The organism is Nocardia sp. CA-151230, assembly GCF_050942175.1.
Lineage (GTDB): Bacteria > Actinomycetota > Actinomycetes > Mycobacteriales > Mycobacteriaceae > Nocardia.
The window spans coordinates 4,032,296-4,050,066 of record NZ_CP192061.1; the positions used below are offsets into that span (position 1 = coordinate 4,032,296).

Here is a 17,771-nt window from a genome sequence, read left to right on the forward strand (position 1 = left end):
GCCGTACGGATGTGGCCGACGGTGCTGTGGCGGATGCTGCCGCCGTCGTTCGTGGTCACCGTGCCCACCGCGCATCGCCGCTTCACCGACTGGACCGAGGCGGGGCTGTGGCGGCGTCTACGTTGTGCGGTGCTCGACGAGCTGGGCAGCCATGGGTTGATCGACTGGTCGCGACCGGCGATCGGCCCCCCGGCCCGCTGTCCGGTGGCGCGGTTGAGCAGATGTTGTCTCTACCGGCCAGCAGCTCGCCAGGTCCGCGGGTCTGGCGTCGTGTTCACGGTGGTGCGCCGAATTGAGCTGTGCAGCAACGGGATTCCGCAGCGGCGCAGGCGGACGGTGATGCGCGAACACGACCTGTTCGTATGACATGTCTCCGGCAACTCCGGCCGCGCCTCGTCGCAGCAATGACCTGTGTGCCAGGTGCTCGGTTGTGCCGATCGAATCCGGTTGTGGCGCACAGGACTTGGGGCGACATGTGCGGTCGCGGCAATTCCGGCAGGTGAGTGTGGGGGAACCGGTTCTCCGTTGTCATGGATAGGCATTGGCGATGGCCGTGACGGCGCGCACTGCGCCGCGCGCCGCACCACAAGGATCTCGCGCAACCCACCTCCGCAGTCGAATCGGGGGTTATGCGGCGGCGACGACGCGGCCGCCGTGCAGCACCCAGAGTCGTTCCGGGTGCGAGGCGACGGCCTCGGGGACTCCGGTCGCGGCCACGACCACCAGGTCGGCGCGGCTGCCCAGGTGCAGGCCGTAGTCGGTGAGTCCGAGTGCAGTGGCGGCGGAGTCGGTGATCATGGCGGCGGCGAGGGTGAGGTCGTCGTCGGACATCAGGCCGCCGTTGAGGCCGATGATGGTGGCCCGTTCGAGCATGTCGCCGGTGCCGTAGGGCCACCAGGCGTCGCGGATGTTGTCCGATCCGGCGAACACGCTCACTCCATGGTCGCGCAGTGGCAGCACGGGCGGCATGGTTCCGGCCGGACCGTTGGTCATGATCGCGACTCCTGCTGTGGCGAGCGCGGCCGCGGTTCGGTCGAGTTCGCCGCCGTCGACCTGGCCCAGCGCGTAGGCGTGGCTGACGGTGACCTTTCCGCCCAGGCCCAGCGCCCGGGTGCGGTCGGCGATGGCGCGCAACTGGCTGGTGCCGAGCGTGCCACCGTCGTGCAGGTGGATGTCGATTCCGGCGCCGTGCCGGTCGGCCAGGCCGAAGACGACGTCGAGGTGGCCGTCGACGTCCGCGTCGAATCCGGCCGGGTCCAGGCCGCCGATCAGGTCGGCTCCGTCGGCGAGCGCGGCGTCGAGCAGGTCGGCCACCCCGGGCGCGGTGAGGATCCCGCTCTGCGGGAAGGCGACCAACTGGATGCCGATCCGATCACGCAGGGCCGCACGGACTTCCAGCAGCGCGTGTAATCCGGACAGCTTCGTCTCGGGGTCGATATCGACGTGGGAGCGGGCGTAGCCGGTACCGAGGGACACCATGCGCTCGGCCAGCGCGGTGGCCCGCTCGGCGACCGGCACGCCGATCTGCTCACGCAACACCTTCTCGTGGGCGATGCGCTCCCGCAGCGATCCGGCCGAGAGATGCGGCTGCCACGGTGCGCCGAGGAAGGTCTTGTCGAGATGACAATGGCCCTCGACCAACGCGGGTAGTACCAGCGCACCGCCGCATCGGATCACGGTGTCGCCGTGCGCATCCGCGTCGGACCGATGCGGCTCGACGGCGGCGATCCGCCCGTCGCGCAGGACCATATCGACCCTGCGTCCGTCGGGCAGGCGCGCGTCGACCAACCGGTCGGGGGTTGTGGGGTGTGCGCTGACCATGGGATCTCTCCTCGAAGTCTCGTGATGAAATGCGAAAGCTCTGGCCGCAGCATCACCATGCCTCCAACGACCGGGGGCCTTTCGGGTTCTGGTGCTCGCAGGATCTACACGACGAGAGATTGACCGCGTCGCTGTGCGTTGTCGAGTGCGGTACGGCCGGATCCATTCCGGATCGACGGGTCCGCGCCCGAGGTGGCGAGAACGACTGCGCTGAACGCGGCGGCGGTGAACGCCTGTCAACGGCATTGGTGGGATCCGGATCCGGAGGGCGGCCGTGGCGGCTGTTCGGCATAGGCTCGAGAAGGTGACCACTCGAATTCGGTGCCACGCCCCGGGTCGATGCGTCGACAGGCCGGCGACCTGCCGACGGCTCGGGTTCTATCTGGTCGGTTCCGGATGCGTCGTGGGCGTGTGGATGATGTCGTAGTACACGGCCTTGTTGGCGGCATCGGCGTACACGCGGTAGGTGAATTCCTTGTCGGTGAGGGTGACGATGTCGACGTCCCGGCGGAATTGTTCTTGTCCGGCATCGTTTTTCGGGACGATGGTGCGAGTCTTGCCGTCGGGCGAGACCGACCAGTCACCGTGCATCTTCGGCGTGTTGTCGAGGTTGACCATGGTGAAGGTGCCGTCGGTCTCGAAGTAGGCGAAGCCGACGTAGTTCTTGACGTTGCCATCGGTGAGCGGCACCGATATGCCCTGGGCGTCCTTCGCGGACGTGGTCTCCCACGCAGTGGAGGCCAGCACCGCCGACGGCGAACCCGGGGCCACCGCCGCCGAGGTCGCGGCGATCATCGAGGACGTCGGGGCGGATGTCGAGTCCACCGCAGAGCTCGAGTTGTCGTTGCTGCTGCACGCGGCCAGCACGCCGACCGCGGCCAGCGCTGCGACGAGGGAGGTGACTTTCTTCATGTGTTTTGTCCTATCGGTCACGGGATGTTGGTCACGGGATGTGTGTTCGGGGAACGTCGGGAGAATTCCGGTGCCGGAGGCGCGCCGCTCGCGGCAAGCGTGCTGCCGCGGTGAGGTGCCGATCAGTGCGCGGTGGGTGCGCCGGCCACGCGCCTTTCGCCGTTGTTGCGCTGTTGCCAGAGGCGGTAGACGTCGACGGCGTCGCTGCGGGATTCGTGACGCATGGGCAGGCGGCGCTGGTCCCACGGCTTGCCGAACTCGTCGTAGAAGGTGTTGAACTCGAAGTACTTTCGATCGTCGACGTAGTGCGGCTCGTACGCTTCGCGCGTGGTCAGGAAGACGACCTCGTCGGGCGAGCAGTAGTAGAGCGCACCCAGACACATCGGGCAGGGCAGCGCCAGGATGTAGATGGTGGTCCCGGTCAGATGTTCGGTGCCCAGCGCGGTGCAGGCCTCGCGGATGGCGAGGATTTCGGCGTGGGCGGTGGGATCGTTGGTCTGGGCGACCCGGTTGGGGCTCTCGGCCAGGATCTTGCCGTCTTTGACGATGACCGTGGCGAAGGGGCGCCCGCCTTCTTCGACGTTGCGGCGCGCCAGATCGATGGTGTGCTGTGCGAAGTCCATTGCGGTCCTTCCGAATTGACCTCACCGTCGGAACGGTTCGGTGAGGCGGTACTTGCCCTGATCCCAGGGTGCACCAGCTCCAGCTATAGAGTCCAATACTTGCTTTCCATGGAAGCGATAGACAGGAGCAATGGTTATTGGTGGACATCGGCGACCGTGTGGACGATTCCGGCGAACGCGCGGGCTGCGTCGGACGGGTAGCGGTGCTGCGCCGCAACAACGCCACGATTCGTCCGGGCAGCGGTGGGCACAGCGGCACCGGATGCAGAACCGGTCTCGACGCGGCCGACTCCCAACCCGTCTACAGCGGCTCGGGCCCTGAACTGTGTGCGGGTCGGCTCTGTTCGGCGACCCAGGCGGCAATCTGGACGCGCGAGGTGAATCCGAGTTTGGTCAGGATGTGTTCGACGTGTGCGGCAGCGGTGCGCTGGGAGATGTGCAGGCGGGTGGCGATGGCCCTGTTGGTCAGGCCCTCGGCGACGAGGGTGGCGACCTGCTGCTCCCGGCGGGTCAGCTCCGCCGAAGGGCCCCGACCGGGAGCTGTGGCCGTTGGTTGCTCTCCGAGGGCGAAGTCGATCGCGGCGTCGAGATCCAGCGTGGCGCCTTCGCGGTAGGCGGTCTCGAAGGGTCCCCGGCCGAGCGTGCGACGCGCGGCTCGCTCGCAGTTCTCGTGGTAGGCCACCAGGTCCGGAAAGATCATCGCGGAAGCGCTGATCGCTCGAGACAGAGCCTTCGCGGCGCCCAGCAACACCGCGGCGCGCCGCGCGCCGCCCTGCGCTTGCGCGATCCATGCCAGTGTTTCCATGGTCTGCGCGACCATGAACAGGTCTTTCTGGTGCCTGGTCATCTGCATCGATTGCCGCAGCAGCAGCAGCGCCCGCTCGCTATCGCCCTGCTGCCACGCGGCAACCGCTGCTCCCCACAGGGCAGCCGACCGATGAAACGATTCGCCGTGGGATTCGGTGATCGCGAGGGCCTGCTCGTAGTACGCGAGGCCTGCTGCGCTGTCCTGCCGGAATATGCACACCCATCCGAGCGCGAACAGGGCCCAGATCTGTCCATAGACGTCCCTGTGCGCAGCGAACCACACCAGGGCGGCTTCCGCCGCGGCGCGGGCGCGCGGCGGGTCGCCGCTGCTGAGTGCGTGAAAAGCTTGGCCGAGATCTGCGAACGCGTGCACGATCGGGTTGTCGGTCGTTGCGGCGAGTGCCTGCGCCTGCACGGCCCGCGCGGACACCGCGACGCGATCGTCCTGGCCGATGGCCACCAGGTTGGCGCGCCACAGCGCCTTGGCGCGCAGCGCCGTCGCGGTCGTCGACCCGTCGGCGAGGGCGCGGTCGAGCCAGTACCGCGCCTCACTGTGCTGGCCTCGGGCGATCCAGAACGGCTGCAGGGCCGCCGCGAACGACAGCGCGGCGTCGGGTTCCGCCTCGGTATCGGTCAGGCAGAAATCCAACGCCTCGCGCAGATTCGGTTGCTCGCGGTCTAGGCGGGCGATCCAATACAGCTGGCGGGGGCTGATCCAGTCGGCCTCGGCGCGCTCGGCGAACTGCCGGTACCAGGCCCGGTGCCGACGCCGCAGGTCGGTGTACCGGCCGGTCTGCTCGAGCTTGTCGCGGCCATACTGGCGCACCGTCTCGAGCAGCCGGAACCGCACCACCGACCCCGATTCCTCACGGTTCAGGATGGACTTGTCGACCAGGGCGGTGAGGATGTCGAGCAGCTGCGCTCCGAGGTCGTTTCGGCACACCTGTTCGGCAGCGTCCAGTTCGACGGTGCCGGCGAACACCGACAGCTGTGCCCACAGCTGTTGTTCGGCTGCGGTGCACAGGGAGTAGCTCCAGTCGATGCACCGCTGCAGGGTCTGCTGGCGGTCCGGTGCGCTGCGGCTGCCGCGGGTCAGCAGCGCATACCGGTCGGTGAGCCGCTGCAGGATCTGTTCGGGTGACAGTGTCCGCAGCCGGGCCGCGGCCAATTCGATCGCCAACGGCAGCCCGTCGAGCCCGCGGCAGATTTCGGTCACGGTGGCGAGGTTGTCCTCGGTGAGCGCGAAGCCGGGCACGGCGGCGGCAGCGCGTTCGACGAACAGGGTGACCGCGTCGTAGCGGGCCGCCCTCCGCAGCGACGGCGGCTGATCCGGATCGGGAACCGACAGCGGCCGCACGTGTATCACCGTTTCCCCGCCGATGCGCAGGGGCTCGCGGCTGGTGCTGAGGATCCGCAACGTCGGGCACTCCCGCAGCAGAGTTTCGACAACCTTCGCAGCCGCGTCCACGATGTGTTCGCAATTGTCGAGCACCAGCAGCGACTGTCGCGAAGCCAGGTAGTCGATCAGCATGTCGAGCACCAGCTTGCCTTGCGGGCGCAACCCCACGGCGGTGGCGATCACTCCCGGCAGCAGGGCATCGTCGTGCACCTCCGCGAGATGGACCAGCCACACCCCGTCCGGGAAATTGCGCTGTGCATCGGTCGCGACCCGCGACGCCAGTCGAGTCTTGCCGACCCCGCCGATCCCGGCCAAGGTAACCAGCCGGGAACTCGCCAGCCGGGTCTTGGCCTCGGTCAATTCGGTGCGGCGGCCGACGAAGCTCGTCAGCTCGAGAGGAAAGGACCCTGCGCTGACCGGCGAAGCGAACGGCACGGTCTGCCGGGCCGGCGAGCGGCCGGTGGCCACAGGAGTCAACGGAACCGGGGTGCTCTCCTGCCGCTCGGCACCCGCGTCGGCGCGCACCGCCATCTCGTCGACCGACGATCCGCGCCCGGCTTGCAGTGCTTGCAACTGCTCGCCCAACGCCTCGGCGCAGGGCCGCTCCCCGGGAGTGCGAGCCATGGCATGTGCGATCACCGTCGAGATGCCGTCGTCGATGCCGTGCTCGCGCAGATCCGGTGCCGGCGCGGTGGTGATCCGCACGAATTGGGCAACCACCTGCTCGCCGCTGCGCCGCTCGAACGCTGCGTGCCCGGTCAGCGCGGCGAACAAGGTGGCGCCGAGTCCGTAGACGTCCGCGGCGGGGGTGGGTGCCTCACCCGCCAGGACCTCCGGCGCGGTGAACGCCGGCGAACCGGTGACCAAGCCGGTAGCGGTGTGGAACCCCTCGGGGATGTGGGCGATACCGAAATCGGCCAGTGCCGGCTCACCGTAGTCGGTGATCAGGATGTTGCTGGGTTTGACGTCTCGGTGCAGGATGCCGAGCCGATGCGCGGTCTCGAGCGCCCCGGCGATCCTCACCCCCACCCGCAGTGTCTCGTCCGCCGACAGCGGACCGTGACGACGGATCCGGGCGTCGAGGGAATCCTGCGGGTAATAGGGCATCACCAGATACGGCCGACCGGACGCCGTCATGCCCACCTGCAGCACCTCGACGATGTTCGGGTGCCCGGTCAGCCGGCCCATCGCCTGTTGCTCGCGGACGAACCGCTCGCGGTTGTCCTCCTCGAGGTTCGCGGTGAGCACCTTGATCGCCACCGTCCGGTCCAACGCCTCTTGGGTGCAGCGATATACCAGGCCGAACCCGCCGCGCCCGATCTGCTGGGCGTCGGTGAATCCGGCCACTGCCAGCTCCGCCGTGATCTCACAGACCGCGTCGCGCTGAGTTTCGAAGGGGTCGATGTCGACCATGCGCCGGTCCTGCTTCCTGACGTGCTCAGGATATCGCGCAGTTAATCGTTGCCACCTCGCCTTTTCGCCCCATGGAAAGCGGCGAAGACCTCAAGTGCAGTCGCCGAAGGACTCCCTCTCCGTCGGACGGGGCGCGGAACCTCCGGATGGTGACGGCGGGAACAAGCGGTTCGCCGGTGCCGCCGCCGGTGGTGGTCGATCCAGGAACCGAGCGTGTGATGACCGACGATCATCTTGAATGTCGCCGTCGCGCATTACTTCTCCGAATGCGTGATCGTCACGGTCGCGTCCAAGCGCGTCTACAAGGTGACGGAAAATCGTTCAGCGGTGCCAGCGGATTGCCTGGGCCACGGCGGCTCGTGGTACTGGCAGCTGCCCGTAGCCTGTCGTGGCGGGCCGGCATCCAGACTCCTGAATCGCATGTCGCCCTTGGTGGTTGGTGCCGACTCGTGCGGGATTTGCCGCGCTGCCGGCCGCATCTCCGGCGTGAACGAACAGATGCGTCCGTGGCTTCGCGGAGACTGCGGCGGCGCGACCGGAGTCGGTGAATATCTCAGTCGGTGTGTGTACCTTTTCCAGGGCCGAATCTTCGAACTTCACATCGACATGACGTCAACTCACCCGTCCGTGGCGAACATCCTCCACTGCCGCATACCGCGCGGATGGAAACGGACAGTAGCTCGCCACCCGCGCAAGATGATGTCGTCAGGCGGAGGCAGCACGTTGAGGCGGTCATCGTCTCGTGCCCGGCGCGCACGTCCGCCCCGGCGTTGAAGCCCGACAAATCGTGCATAGAGGGTCGGCTTCAGAGGATGTGCATTGTCCGCCTGCGAACGATGGTTAATGTGTGGCTACCACAGTGCGGTCCGACCGGCTGCGGACCACATCCATGCCACAGCAGGGGGTTTCATGATGGTTGCCGGACAGGGCGAGCAGCAGAGCAGAGATCGGCGGGCGCGCAAATGGGTGCTCGGCATCATCGGTGTCGCTGGCGTGCTGGCATTTCTGATCGGGCTCGGCCTCATCGTGCAGTTCGATCGGGACGAGACCGAACACGCCGCGGCACGACCGACTGCGACCGCCACGGCTCCGCCCTCCGCCCGTCCGGCGGCCATAGCGCCGCCATACGATCTGCAGCAAGCCGACCGTCAGTTCACCGCGCTCGTACGCACAGATGACACCGACGAGCTTATTGCCGTGTTCCGGGAGATTGCACAGAACATTCTCGCTCGTAACTACGTGGATGGCGGCTACTTCGTCAACGTCGACTGTGCGATTGGCGATGATCCGGCGAAGGAGGCGAACCGCCTCGGCCGTGGAAAGATCGCCCGCGGTGACCGCGGTGCCGCGGAAACCGGTCTGAATCCGGGGCAATACACCATCGACTTCAACGCGGGCCGCACCTGCCGCGAGGGCGCACCGACCACCACGTTCGATGCGACGCGCCCGCTGGACAGAGATTATGCGGTCGAGTTGTGCCTGAGTCGGATCGAGGAGAAGTACGTCGCCGATCAGCGTCCGGTCACGCTCTCCGATGTCGACGTCATTTCGGCTGACGGAACGTGGACGGTGACAGCGGTTGCCCGCGGCACTTCCAAGCCTGGCGCGCCATCGATGGCGGACGTCGATGTCTCGTGCGTATCGCAGTCCGATCCGCTGCGCACCGAGCTGACGAAATTCAACGTGAGATAGTCCCCCAGAAACGACGAAATCCGCCCCGGCTATGCGTGGGTTCCAAGCCTACGGCCGGGGCGGATTTCGTTGCAGGGCAGGCCCTCTCAGGTCACGTGCACATAGGTTGCCATTGCCAGCCGTGATTGGGGAGAGACCCGCGGTCGATGCCGTACCTCGACGGTGATGGTGTCGTTCACGGCGACCGTCTGGCCGGTCGCTACGCATCCCGCGCTGACCGAACCGGCCAGCGCAGGGTCGTCGGTGGCGAGACCGACCGCGGCGCAGGAACATCCGCTACTGCCGATGTTCGAGCAGCTTTCATCGCCCGGAGACCTACTCGGCTACCGGTGACCCTCGGTGTTCGATTGCCCGACGAGCCAGCGTCCAGGCCGTTTCGAAGTCCTCAGCCGTCATCTCGCTGAGGGCACTTCCCTCGGCGTCCCAATCGTCGGCGCTGCCCTCCGCGAGCACACCGTATCTGCGTTCGTACGCCTGAACCGCAGGGATGCCCCCGTGGTCTCGTGCATGCATGACCTCCGCGAGCGACACAGCCGTGACCGGCTCACCGTCAGCACCTCGAAGATCGATCTGCCGGTTCGGCCGGCCGTCGTCATCGAGTTCGATCAGGAGCCAGATGTCCTCGTCCGCGTAGTAGTCGCGAATCCACTGCATCCGACCAGTATCGCGGTTCTCGGCCACCACCGAGGAAACTCTATCCCGCATGCCGCGCGGTTCAGATCGGACAGGGCCGGGGTCCGGAAGATGCATGGGCCGAGACCATCTCGGCCCGGCGAACGCACCGACATGCCCGATGAGCGGAGTTGTCGGGCCTCATCGTTTCCGGTGGTGGTGAGATGGGTCACGAGACCTCCCGGGTAATGTGACGGCCCGAGTTGCACATCGGGGGAGATCCATGCAGGCACAACGTATTGCCACACCGCGGCAGGTCTCGGCCCTGTCGTGGGATGGCGATGATTTGGTCGACTTCTCGCACGGCCCGACCCGCTGGTCGTCCGACGGCACCGTCGACTCGCCACGGATTTGCCGCATGTTCTCCGGGCCGTTCGATCATGCGGTGGTCTCGCCATCGGGCCGATTCGAAGTCCTGTACGCCGAACGCGGCACGAAAGCGTTGTTGCTGCGTCAGGGAAAGCTGCTCCGTGAACTCGATCGAAGCTATTACCACGCAGAGGATTTCGACTACCCTGTCGCCCTTGGCGCATTGGCCGACGGGCGCGAGGTCGTCGTGCACTGCCCCAACGAATACAACGTCTTGCAGATCGACGATGCCGAGACCGGGCGACGCATCACCGAAGGATCCCGAACACCACAGGATGTGTTCCACTCACGACTTTCGATCAGCCCCGACGGTCGACACCTCCTTGCCGCAGGCTGGGTGTGGCACCCGCACGGTATCGCGATGGTCTTCGATCTGGCCGCGGCGGCGAAGGACCCGACAGTGCTCGATGGCCGAGGCGTACTGCCGGCCGAAACGTCTTTCGCCGAGGTTGAATCCGCATGCTGGCTCGACAACGACCGGGTGGCGATCGCAGCATCGAATGCGGACCCACTCGATGACGAGGACGATCGAGAGGATTCCGACCGGCTCGCGCCTGGGCAGCTCGGCATCTGGTCCATCGACTCGGCCCGCTGGCTTCATCGCTCCCGCCCGACTCACCCGGTCGGCACAATGATCGCCTGCGGTGAGCGCATCGTGTCACTGTACGGCCACCCCAGACTGATCGACCCGATCTCGGGTGAAACGCTCGTCGAATGGCCCGACGTAGACGCCGGAACCAAGGACTGTAGCTACGGAGTCACCCACATACCTACACCGGTCGCCACCGCGCATCCCGACGGCACGCGACTTGCGATCGCACAAACCGACCACACCCCAATCCTGAAACTAGAGCCATAGTCCGTCGCTCCCAGTTGCGAGCCGCGCTCTCACCACGTGGCGCCGAACGCACTACATTGCCGCATACCGCGCTGACCGAACCGGCCGGCGCGGGGCATCGAAAGATCAACTGGCCGTGCCGATCCGAGACCGGCGAAAGTCCGCTACTGCCGAGTTCCGTACGGGGGTGTGGCGTTAGTGGGCGGTGGCGAAGAGTTGCTGGAGGAAGGGGGTGGAGTCGGGCAGTGAGGCGTTGACGGTGGCGTCGTGGTCGGTGGGGTAGGCGTGGAAGGTCAGTGGCTGGTGGTTGGCCTGCATGGCGGTGACGGTCGCGAGGGTGCCGGGGACGAGGACGTCGGTGTCGGTCATTCCCTGGCCGATGAACAGCGGCCTGTCGTAGCCGGACACCGGGATGCCGAGGTAGTCGGTGAGCAGGTCGTGGGCGTCGGGTAGGGCGGCGAGCGGCTTGGCGAACAGGTCTCCGAGGATCACGGGGGTGGCGGTCAGCTCGTCGGCCAAGGGGAGCGCGCAGACCTGTTCGGCGTGATCGACCCAGCGGCGGCCTTCGTCGGTGAGATAGGAGTCTATGTCGAGGTCCGGGTAGGAGGTTCGTAGCCCGGACAGGATGTAGAGCACGTATTCGGTGGTGTGGGCGGGAAGGCGAACCGGTGGCGTGTGGGGGCCCAGCGGCATCAGGACGTCTTCGATGTGTGCGGGGACGCCGGTGCCCACGGCGCCGAGGTAGTTCAGTTCGGGTCCGCCGAATTCGGTGGCGTAGCGGGCGGTGATGATGGCCGCGCCGCCGCCCTGGGACTGTCCGACGACAACCCAATTGCGGCTCAGCGTCCCGGAATAGGCGCGGGTGGCAGCCTTCACCGCGTCGACCACGTTGTGCGCCTCGACTTTTCCGTTGAGGTAGGGCAGCAGCCCACCGACGCCGGGTCCGGCGTAGTCGGTCGCCACCACGGCGTAGCCCTGCCCGAGCCAGTGGTCGAGATACGCCCAATCCCGGTCGACTTCGACGGGTCCGCCGACGCTGTAGGCGCACGCATCGGTCAGCCCGGTCGTGCCGTGAGCCCATGCGATGACCGGCCAGCCGCCCTGAGGTGGGGTTCCGGCGGGGAAGTAGATCGCTCCGCTGCTGAGGGCGGGCAGGTCCGAGGGACCGGTCGTCCGGTACACGATCCGCGTGGCATCCGCGGCTGCGGGCGGTGTGACCGCTGCCGCGAGCGGACCCGAGGACACGAGGTCACCGATGGCGTCGACCGGATCGGCCGAGGCCGAGGCCGTGAGTGGCCCGGTTGCGAGCAGTGCGGCGATGGCCAGGGTCGTGAGTGCGTGGCGTGGCATCGATGTCCTCGTTCGGCGTGGAGTCGGCGATACTGTCCCTCAGAGACGTTTGACGGTTTATATCAACTGTCGCCGTGTGACGCCACTGTGCCGCGGTTCGATCCAGCGATAAGCTGACCGGCCCGACTCGGAGGCCCGGTGCAGAAAGAAGGTGACGATGACCCAGGAGGCGGTCGGTGGGCTGCGGTACCAGAAGGCACAGCGGCTGCGTGAGGAGTTGATCGCCACCGCGCTGCGGTTGTTCGAGGAGCAAGGCTTCGAGCAGACGACGGTGCAGCAGATCGCGGACGCGGTGGAGGTGTCGCGTCGGACCTTCCACCGTCACTTCCCGTCGAAGGAATCGGTGATCTTCGATCACGAGAGTTTCCTGGTCACCGGAATCGTGGCGGCCCTGGAGCGGCGGCCGCCGCACGAATCAGCCATCACGGCCCTGCGCGGGGTCATCTGCGAAGAGCTGCTGGCGAGCGAGTACGCCGAGCTGTTGCAGCCCTACGTGGACAACGTGCGGCGAGTGCGAAAGCTGTTGACGGCCAACCCGGTGCTGCGTCGAGCCAATTTCACCGGCGGGATGGAACGGATGCAAGCCCTGGCATCCGGGTTCGCCGCGCGCGCCGGGTCGCCCGACAGCGACCTACGCCCGCAGCTCGCGGCCGCCGGCTGTTTCGCGGCGCTCACAGTTGGACTCGATCAATGGACCGCCGGTCGCGACCACTCGGTCGCCGGACTACGGACCATGCTCGATGCGGTATTGGAATCGATGCAACACGGCCCGGATATTCTCGCCGCCGAGCAACCATCGAAATCGGACTCCGAAGCACCACACTGACCCCGCTCCGGCATCTGTGGACACAGCGGGGACCAGATCTCGCCCACATCCGCTCGTGCCGCATACCGCGCTGACCGAACCGGCCACCGCGGGGCGCTGGCGGCCGGAACCTGGTGCGGTGCAGAACGTCCAATACTGCCGATGAGAAATGCTTCGACGGACCGCCGCCATGTGCGGGTGGGCAGTCGCGCGTGCGGCCGGACTTATCGGAGATCGATGTATTCCATGTAGGCGGTGCCGGTGATCGAACGACCGGCGAAGGTGCCGATGTAGTCGTAGCTGCCGACGAATCCGGCGCCCAAGCCGTAGGAGTAGTCGTCGTTGCTGGTGCCCTCGATTGTGATCAGCGGGTTGTTCTGGTTGTCGCGCGCCTGCCAGCGCAGGCGTGTGGGCAGCCTCATCACGTGGCCGGACGGTGTGGGTTGTGGCCGGTACTCGGTGACGGTGAAATCGAAGCCGCGGGTATGCACGCTGCCGTGATTGTCGAGTCCGCGCAGGTATACGCGTCGTTGTATCGGGACTCCTGCGGGGCCGAGTACCTGTACGAGCAGGACCTGGGTGGCCGGGTCGATGTTGAGCACGTGGTAGGTGAAGAAGGGGACGGGTAGGTTGCGGCGGGTTCCGGGTGCGATGGTGTGCAATCCGATGCCGGTGGCGTATTCGACGGTGCACAGGGTGTCGACCGGGGTGGTCCGGTGCTGGTCGCGGATGCTGCCGCGGCATTGGGCCAGCAGGCTCCAGTGGTCGTATGCGCCTGGCACGTGAGCGAAGTGGGAGACGACGTCGGTGGCGTGGATCTCGAGTTCGACCTCGATGTCGCTGTGGTGGCGTTGCAGCGTGAACTTCGGGTAGCGACCTTCGATGAGCAGGTCGTCGCCGAACTTCAGATAGCTTCCGTCGGAACGGAATTCGCAGTCACGTTCGATGCTGTGAACGAGGAATTGTCCGCCGGACATGGCTGCGGTGGCCGAGCTGGTGTAGACGGTGTCGATGGGGGTCGTGGTGATCGCGTGATCGTTGGCGAAGATCGCGACACCCGGGGTGCCGAGGATCGACATCACACCGAAGAAGCGGTGCGGTGCAGGCAGGCCGGGAACCATCACCCCGTAATGCGCCCAATGGCGGCGTCGCCCACCGGGTGCCCGCATCGGGGTGAGCATATCGAAGGGGTGGCCGTTGCGGGTGGCGGTCCGATTGATCACGCCCACCAGCCGCTCGACCGTCGTCACGCTGTCCAAGCCCACCTCCAATGTTTATGTAACTCACGGTATCAAATAGAGTTCGCATCTCATCCCCGACGCAGCACGATCACAACCGGCCGGCGAACACACGCTATGGCCGCAGACCGCGCTGACCGAACCGGCCAGCGCGGGGCGCCCGCGCCCGGAACCTGGTGCGGCGCAGAGCATCCGCTATTGCCGCATACCGGGCACTCCGAGGGGCCTGCACACCGTACCGGCTGGCTGAGCCGTTGCATTCCACTCTGCTGGGTCGGCGTCGCACCTGGTCGGATTCGACCTTCTCGGTGATCACGTTCAACGCACGCCTGTGATCGGCAAGGCCAGACATCGTGATGCCCAAGGTGATGGCCCGAGCACCGAGATGAAGGATCATCGTCATGGCCGCCGTGGAGATCGGCCGGTGACGGGGGGTGCCACGACCAACATCGGCCCGGGTGTGGCTGATGTGGGTGAGTTCCCGGGTGCTCGCGCAGTGTTCGTGAGTAGCTTCTCGAGTATGGACAATGAGGAACCCAGCCGGACAGCGCTCGTGACTGCCTACGCCCGTGCCTATCATCAAATTGCTGACCGGCCAAGGATTCTTACCGATCCACTGGCGGCACGTCTGCTGGGTGTCACTGTGGATGAGCTGACCGAATTGGGCCGGCCCGCAGAGGATCGTCCCGGTAGCGATGCGGGCTCGGGAATCCTGCGGCTGGGTGTCAGTGATCGGCCGCGCCGCCTGTTCTTTGCTGCTCGTGCCCGTTTCGCCGAGGATCGTGTGGCCGAGGCCGTGGCTGCCGGCGTGCGACAGGTCGTGATCCTCGGCGCGGGCCTGGATACCTTCGCCTACCGCAACCCGCACCCTGGCCTGCGTGTATTCGAGGTCGACCATCCCGCTACCCAAGCGTGGAAACGCCAACGCCTGGCCGCATCCGGTATCGACCAACCTGAGCGGTTGACCTTCGTGCCGGTCAACTTCGAAACCGACACACTGGCAACACGATTGGAAGCCGCCGGATTCGGCCGGACCGAACCGGCCGTGTTCGTGTGGCTCGGTGTCGTCTTCTATCTGACTCCCGACGCCGCCCGCGCTACCCTCGAATACATTGCTGGTCAATCGGAGCCGGTCGAGGTGATCTTCGACTACCTGCAGGCGGCAGACACCGACGAGGATCGTGCGAAGCTGCACGCGCGCGCACAGCGAGCGGCAGCTGTCGGCGAACCCTGGTTCAGCTATTTCACTCCTGACGACATCGCCGCACAGTTGCGCGCGCTCGGCTTCACCGACGTCGAAGACCACTCCGCCACGGACTTCATCGCTGGATACCTGGATGGATCTGTGGAGTTCGCGGGCGAACCACCCCAGGCACTGCGCCCGGTCCGCCTTCTACGGGCGAGCCGCTGAGGATTCCCGCGGGAAGTCTCACCAGCGATTCATCAACCAAGAGTTGCCGCTCGAATTCACGCTCTCGCCGCATACCGCGCTGACCGAACCGGCCAGCGCGTGGCACCGGCGCCCGGAACCTGGTGCGGTGCAGAACATTCACAGCTGCCGAGTTCGGTGCGTCGAGTGCCTGACCAGACATAAGCTGGCGGGCGGTGACACGAACAGGAAGGACCGGGGGAACGACATGCACTTCGAGGAATTCCGGGCGGCCGGAGCGCTCACCGCGGACATCGCCGAGGACCTGGCGGCCGTGGCGAGCCGATACAGCTCCTACCTCGCAATCAGCTGCCATGGACGTACGGTCCACGCACTCGTGTTGCCGGTGTGTTGGGACGTTCTGCAGATACGAGCCGGTGACCTCGTCGTGGTGACCGCCGAACGTGGCCACCGCCCGCCCGGTGACGAAGATCGCCACGCCCTGCAAGACTTCGTCGACAGCTTCCACCAATTCACGACGCCCCCGCGGACACTCGCCCTCCGATAGACCGTGCAGACAGGTCGGGCCCGACTCCGGACACGCGAAGAACCGGGCCCGAACTGCCCCACGAACCTTCCTGGCCGAGGCGCTGGGTCCAACACCCGAACGTCCGCTTCTGCCGCATACCGCGCTGACCGAACCGGCCAGCGCGGGGTGCTGGCTGCCGAAACCTGGTGCGGTGCAGAACATCCGCTAATGCCGAATTTCGTGCGCGTGTGTCTATCCGATCTCGTTGTGGAGTCTCGAGGAGACCTCTGATGCGCCGGTGCCGGTGGGACTCACCACTCGGTCACGGACCTGACGAACTAGCTCAGTTTCTTGCCGATCTTCTTGTTGATCGACTCCTGGTAGATCTCGGCGTGAGTCGGCGAGTCCTTGATCAGGTCGTCGCAGAAGGCCGCGACGTCATTGCCGATGACGTCCAGGACGCCTTTGCCTTCGGCGATTCCTTCCTCGAAGAAGTCGAGGATCCCGGGCAGCAGACTGCCGTCGACCAGGCCGACCGGGCCGATCTTGAAGTAGTACTTCTGAATCTCCTTGTAGACGATCTGATAGTCGGGCGGCAGCGCTTTGACTCGCGCCATGTGCGCACGCCATTCGCGCTTGCCTTCGATGATGTCGCGGATACCCACTGCTACCCTCCCAACCGGCCCAGTTTGCGGGCCACGTTTCTGTTCAGCTGTTCGCGCCACTTGTCGCGAAAGTCCTTGGCTCCCTCTTCACCGGCGATTGCCGCACAGAAGCCCTGGATGTCATCGCCCAGTGCTTCCTGAACGCTCTGACCATCGGCCGCGGCCTCCTCGAGCAGCCCCAATGCCCCGTCGAGGATCGGCATCAGGTTCCGGCCGGTGATGTCCGAGTAGGGCGCCAGCCGGACCTTGATCTCCTCCCAGGCAGCCAGGTATTCGGCCGGAAGGGTCTCGGCGCGAGCCTGATACGCCCGGTATTCCTTGGTGAGATCGCTGCCTGTGACTTTCTCCCAGAAGCTCATGTGTGACTTTCCTTCAGCTCATTGATGCGCGATGAGACGTATTCCCACTTCGTCCAGAAGGTGGTGAGTTCCGCGCGCCCCGCGTCGTTGAGGGTGTAGAACTTGCGCGGCGGGCCGACTTCCGACGGTCGTTTGGACACATTGACCAGACCGTTCTTCCCCAGCCGCAGCAGGATCGCGTAGATCGTCCCCTCGATGACGTCGGCGAAGCCGAGTTCGTTCAATCGGCGCGTGATCGCGTAGCCGTATGTCGGCTCGGCATCGATGATTTCGAGGACGCAGCCCTCCAGTGTGCCCTTCAGCATTTCCGTCAAGTTTTCCGTGACGACCTCCTTCTGTCGGACCGCACTATTCAGTGCTACTGAGTACCACTAGACTGTATCACAGAGTAGACGGGTGCGATCCACGGCAGGAAGGCGATGGAGATGCTCGACAGTGCATTGGAAGAAGGGTTCACGATCGACCGCGCGGCGGCGTTCGCCGGTCTCACGACCGCGGCGGTGCGCAACTGCCATCGGCGTGGGCTGGTGCGCGAACCCGGATGCGACGAATCCGGTTGCCGCAGATACTGATCCGAGGAACTGCTGCGGCTGGTGCAAGTCCGCGCGCTGGCAGGGGCGGGAGTGCTGCTGGCCGAAATCGGAGATCTGCTCGACTACCTCGCGCACGTCGAGCACGTGCTCGAACCGGCGTCGCCCTAGTAGGAGCAGATACTCGTCCGCGACGGATCGCGGCGTGTCAAGGATCCGCGCGACTCATCGAACTGGACAACGCCAGCCTGCCCGGACAGTGGGAGCGAGTGTTGTGGCGGCGCACCAGAATCATGTGATGGTTGACGATACACAACGTCCGCTCCTGCCGCATATTGCGCTGGCCGAACCGGTCAGCGCGCGGCGCTGGCGGTCGGAAC

16 protein-coding genes and 1 pseudogene are annotated in these 17,771 nt (G+C 66.0%); 7 read left to right on the forward strand and 10 right to left on the reverse strand.

Annotated features, from left to right (window positions below; genetic code table 11):
• Positions 1-27 precede the first annotated feature (27 nt).
• Positions 28-171: pseudogene (locus ACQP1O_RS18860) on the forward strand (IS5/IS1182 family transposase); the annotation flags it as partial.
• A 456-nt stretch (positions 172-627) separates the two neighbouring features.
• Here ACQP1O_RS18860 and ACQP1O_RS18865 read toward each other — a convergent pair.
• The 4 genes from ACQP1O_RS18865 to ACQP1O_RS18880 form a co-directional block, all read right to left on the reverse strand.
• A complete protein-coding gene (locus tag ACQP1O_RS18865; protein WP_433567056.1) occupies positions 628-1,821 on the reverse strand; it encodes an amidohydrolase family protein in 1,194 nt (397 codons plus the stop codon).
• Positions 1,822-2,199: 378 nt separating this feature from the next.
• Positions 2,200-2,733: a DUF4822 domain-containing protein gene (locus tag ACQP1O_RS18870; protein WP_433567057.1), complete on the reverse strand. Its 534-nt coding sequence runs from the start codon at positions 2,731-2,733 to the stop codon at positions 2,200-2,202.
• 122 nt (positions 2,734-2,855) lie between these two features.
• Entirely contained in the window at positions 2,856-3,356 is a 501-nt protein-coding gene (locus ACQP1O_RS18875; protein WP_433567058.1) for a nucleoside deaminase, read from the reverse strand.
• A gap of 301 nt (positions 3,357-3,657) precedes the next feature.
• The gene (locus ACQP1O_RS18880; RefSeq protein ID WP_433567059.1) at positions 3,658-6,975 is read right to left on the reverse strand and encodes a protein kinase domain-containing protein; all 3,318 of its coding nucleotides are present in this window, start codon (positions 6,973-6,975) and stop codon (positions 3,658-3,660) included.
• A 909-nt stretch (positions 6,976-7,884) separates the two neighbouring features.
• Here ACQP1O_RS18880 and ACQP1O_RS18885 point away from each other — a divergent pair.
• A complete protein-coding gene (locus tag ACQP1O_RS18885) occupies positions 7,885-8,667 on the forward strand; it encodes a hypothetical protein (RefSeq protein ID WP_433567060.1) in 783 nt (260 codons plus the stop codon).
• A 315-nt stretch (positions 8,668-8,982) separates the two neighbouring features.
• On the opposite strand, the gene ACQP1O_RS18890 is transcribed toward ACQP1O_RS18885, so the two are convergent.
• Positions 8,983-9,351: a hypothetical protein gene (locus ACQP1O_RS18890; RefSeq protein WP_433567061.1), complete on the reverse strand. Its 369-nt coding sequence runs from the start codon at positions 9,349-9,351 to the stop codon at positions 8,983-8,985.
• 211 nt (positions 9,352-9,562) lie between these two features.
• On the opposite strand from ACQP1O_RS18890, the gene ACQP1O_RS18895 reads away from it, so the two are divergent.
• The gene (locus ACQP1O_RS18895) at positions 9,563-10,567 is read left to right on the forward strand and encodes a hypothetical protein (protein ID WP_433567062.1); all 1,005 of its coding nucleotides are present in this window, start codon (positions 9,563-9,565) and stop codon (positions 10,565-10,567) included.
• A gap of 174 nt (positions 10,568-10,741) precedes the next feature.
• Here ACQP1O_RS18895 and ACQP1O_RS18900 read toward each other — a convergent pair whose 3' ends face one another.
• Positions 10,742-11,896, reverse strand: a complete 1,155-nt coding sequence (locus ACQP1O_RS18900) for a lipase family protein (RefSeq protein ID WP_433567063.1) — start codon at positions 11,894-11,896, stop codon at positions 10,742-10,744.
• Positions 11,897-12,053: 157 nt separating this feature from the next.
• Here ACQP1O_RS18900 and ACQP1O_RS18905 point away from each other — a divergent pair, with 157 nt between their 5' ends.
• Positions 12,054-12,722: a TetR/AcrR family transcriptional regulator gene (locus ACQP1O_RS18905; protein ID WP_433567064.1), complete on the forward strand. Its 669-nt coding sequence runs from the start codon at positions 12,054-12,056 to the stop codon at positions 12,720-12,722.
• A 203-nt stretch (positions 12,723-12,925) separates the two neighbouring features.
• Here ACQP1O_RS18905 and ACQP1O_RS18910 read toward each other — a convergent pair whose 3' ends face one another.
• Complete coding sequence (locus tag ACQP1O_RS18910) at positions 12,926-13,951, reverse strand: DUF6670 family protein (protein ID WP_433567724.1); 1,026 nt, start codon at positions 13,949-13,951, stop codon at positions 12,926-12,928.
• 508 nt (positions 13,952-14,459) lie between these two features.
• Between ACQP1O_RS18910 and ACQP1O_RS18915 the strand changes: the two genes are divergently transcribed.
• Complete coding sequence (locus ACQP1O_RS18915) at positions 14,460-15,350, forward strand: class I SAM-dependent methyltransferase (protein WP_433567065.1); 891 nt, start codon at positions 14,460-14,462, stop codon at positions 15,348-15,350.
• Between the two features lie 226 nt (positions 15,351-15,576).
• Positions 15,577-15,876, forward strand: a complete 300-nt coding sequence (locus ACQP1O_RS18920) for a hypothetical protein (protein WP_433567066.1) — start codon at positions 15,577-15,579, stop codon at positions 15,874-15,876.
• 299 nt (positions 15,877-16,175) lie between these two features.
• Here the strand turns inward: ACQP1O_RS18920 and ACQP1O_RS18925 are convergent, their stop codons facing one another.
• From ACQP1O_RS18925 to ACQP1O_RS18935, 3 genes are read right to left on the reverse strand one after another with little or no spacing between them, the layout of a single operon-like run.
• The gene (locus ACQP1O_RS18925) at positions 16,176-16,502 is read right to left on the reverse strand and encodes a DUF1048 domain-containing protein (RefSeq protein ID WP_433567067.1); all 327 of its coding nucleotides are present in this window, start codon (positions 16,500-16,502) and stop codon (positions 16,176-16,178) included.
• Between the two features lie 2 nt (positions 16,503-16,504).
• A complete protein-coding gene (locus ACQP1O_RS18930) occupies positions 16,505-16,861 on the reverse strand; it encodes a DUF1048 domain-containing protein (protein WP_433567068.1) in 357 nt (118 codons plus the stop codon).
• Complete coding sequence (locus ACQP1O_RS18935) at positions 16,858-17,166, reverse strand: PadR family transcriptional regulator (protein WP_433567069.1); 309 nt, start codon at positions 17,164-17,166, stop codon at positions 16,858-16,860. The genes ACQP1O_RS18930 and ACQP1O_RS18935 overlap by 4 nt, the downstream gene beginning before the upstream one ends.
• A 114-nt stretch (positions 17,167-17,280) precedes the next feature.
• Between ACQP1O_RS18935 and ACQP1O_RS18940 the strand changes: the two genes are divergently transcribed.
• Complete coding sequence (locus tag ACQP1O_RS18940) at positions 17,281-17,433, forward strand: hypothetical protein (protein ID WP_433567070.1); 153 nt, start codon at positions 17,281-17,283, stop codon at positions 17,431-17,433.
• The last annotated feature ends 338 nt before the right edge of the window (positions 17,434-17,771 follow it).

Excerpts from the sequence above, each read along its gene's own strand:
- ACQP1O_RS18865 (WP_433567056.1), bottom strand. The coding sequence starts at position 1,821 with ATGGTCAGCGCACACCCCACAACCCCCGACCGGTTGGTCGACGCGCGC.
- ACQP1O_RS18870 (WP_433567057.1), bottom strand. The coding sequence starts at position 2,733 with ATGAAGAAAGTCACCTCCCTCGTCGCAGCGCTGGCCGCGGTCGGCGTG.
- ACQP1O_RS18875 (WP_433567058.1), bottom strand. The coding sequence starts at position 3,356 with ATGGACTTCGCACAGCACACCATCGATCTGGCGCGCCGCAACGTCGAA.
- ACQP1O_RS18880 (WP_433567059.1), bottom strand. The coding sequence starts at position 6,975 with ATGGTCGACATCGACCCCTTCGAAACTCAGCGCGACGCGGTCTGTGAG.
- ACQP1O_RS18885 (WP_433567060.1), top strand. The coding sequence starts at position 7,885 with ATGATGGTTGCCGGACAGGGCGAGCAGCAGAGCAGAGATCGGCGGGCG.
- ACQP1O_RS18895 (WP_433567062.1), top strand. The coding sequence starts at position 9,563 with ATGCAGGCACAACGTATTGCCACACCGCGGCAGGTCTCGGCCCTGTCG.
- ACQP1O_RS18900 (WP_433567063.1), bottom strand. The coding sequence starts at position 11,896 with ATGCCACGCCACGCACTCACGACCCTGGCCATCGCCGCACTGCTCGCA.
- ACQP1O_RS18905 (WP_433567064.1), top strand. The coding sequence starts at position 12,054 with ATGACCCAGGAGGCGGTCGGTGGGCTGCGGTACCAGAAGGCACAGCGG.
- ACQP1O_RS18915 (WP_433567065.1), top strand. The coding sequence starts at position 14,460 with ATGGACAATGAGGAACCCAGCCGGACAGCGCTCGTGACTGCCTACGCC.
- ACQP1O_RS18920 (WP_433567066.1), top strand. The coding sequence starts at position 15,577 with ATGCACTTCGAGGAATTCCGGGCGGCCGGAGCGCTCACCGCGGACATC.
- ACQP1O_RS18930 (WP_433567068.1), bottom strand. The coding sequence starts at position 16,861 with ATGAGCTTCTGGGAGAAAGTCACAGGCAGCGATCTCACCAAGGAATAC.
- ACQP1O_RS18935 (WP_433567069.1), bottom strand. The coding sequence starts at position 17,166 with ATGCTGAAGGGCACACTGGAGGGCTGCGTCCTCGAAATCATCGATGCC.
- ACQP1O_RS18940 (WP_433567070.1), top strand. The coding sequence starts at position 17,281 with ATGGAGATGCTCGACAGTGCATTGGAAGAAGGGTTCACGATCGACCGC.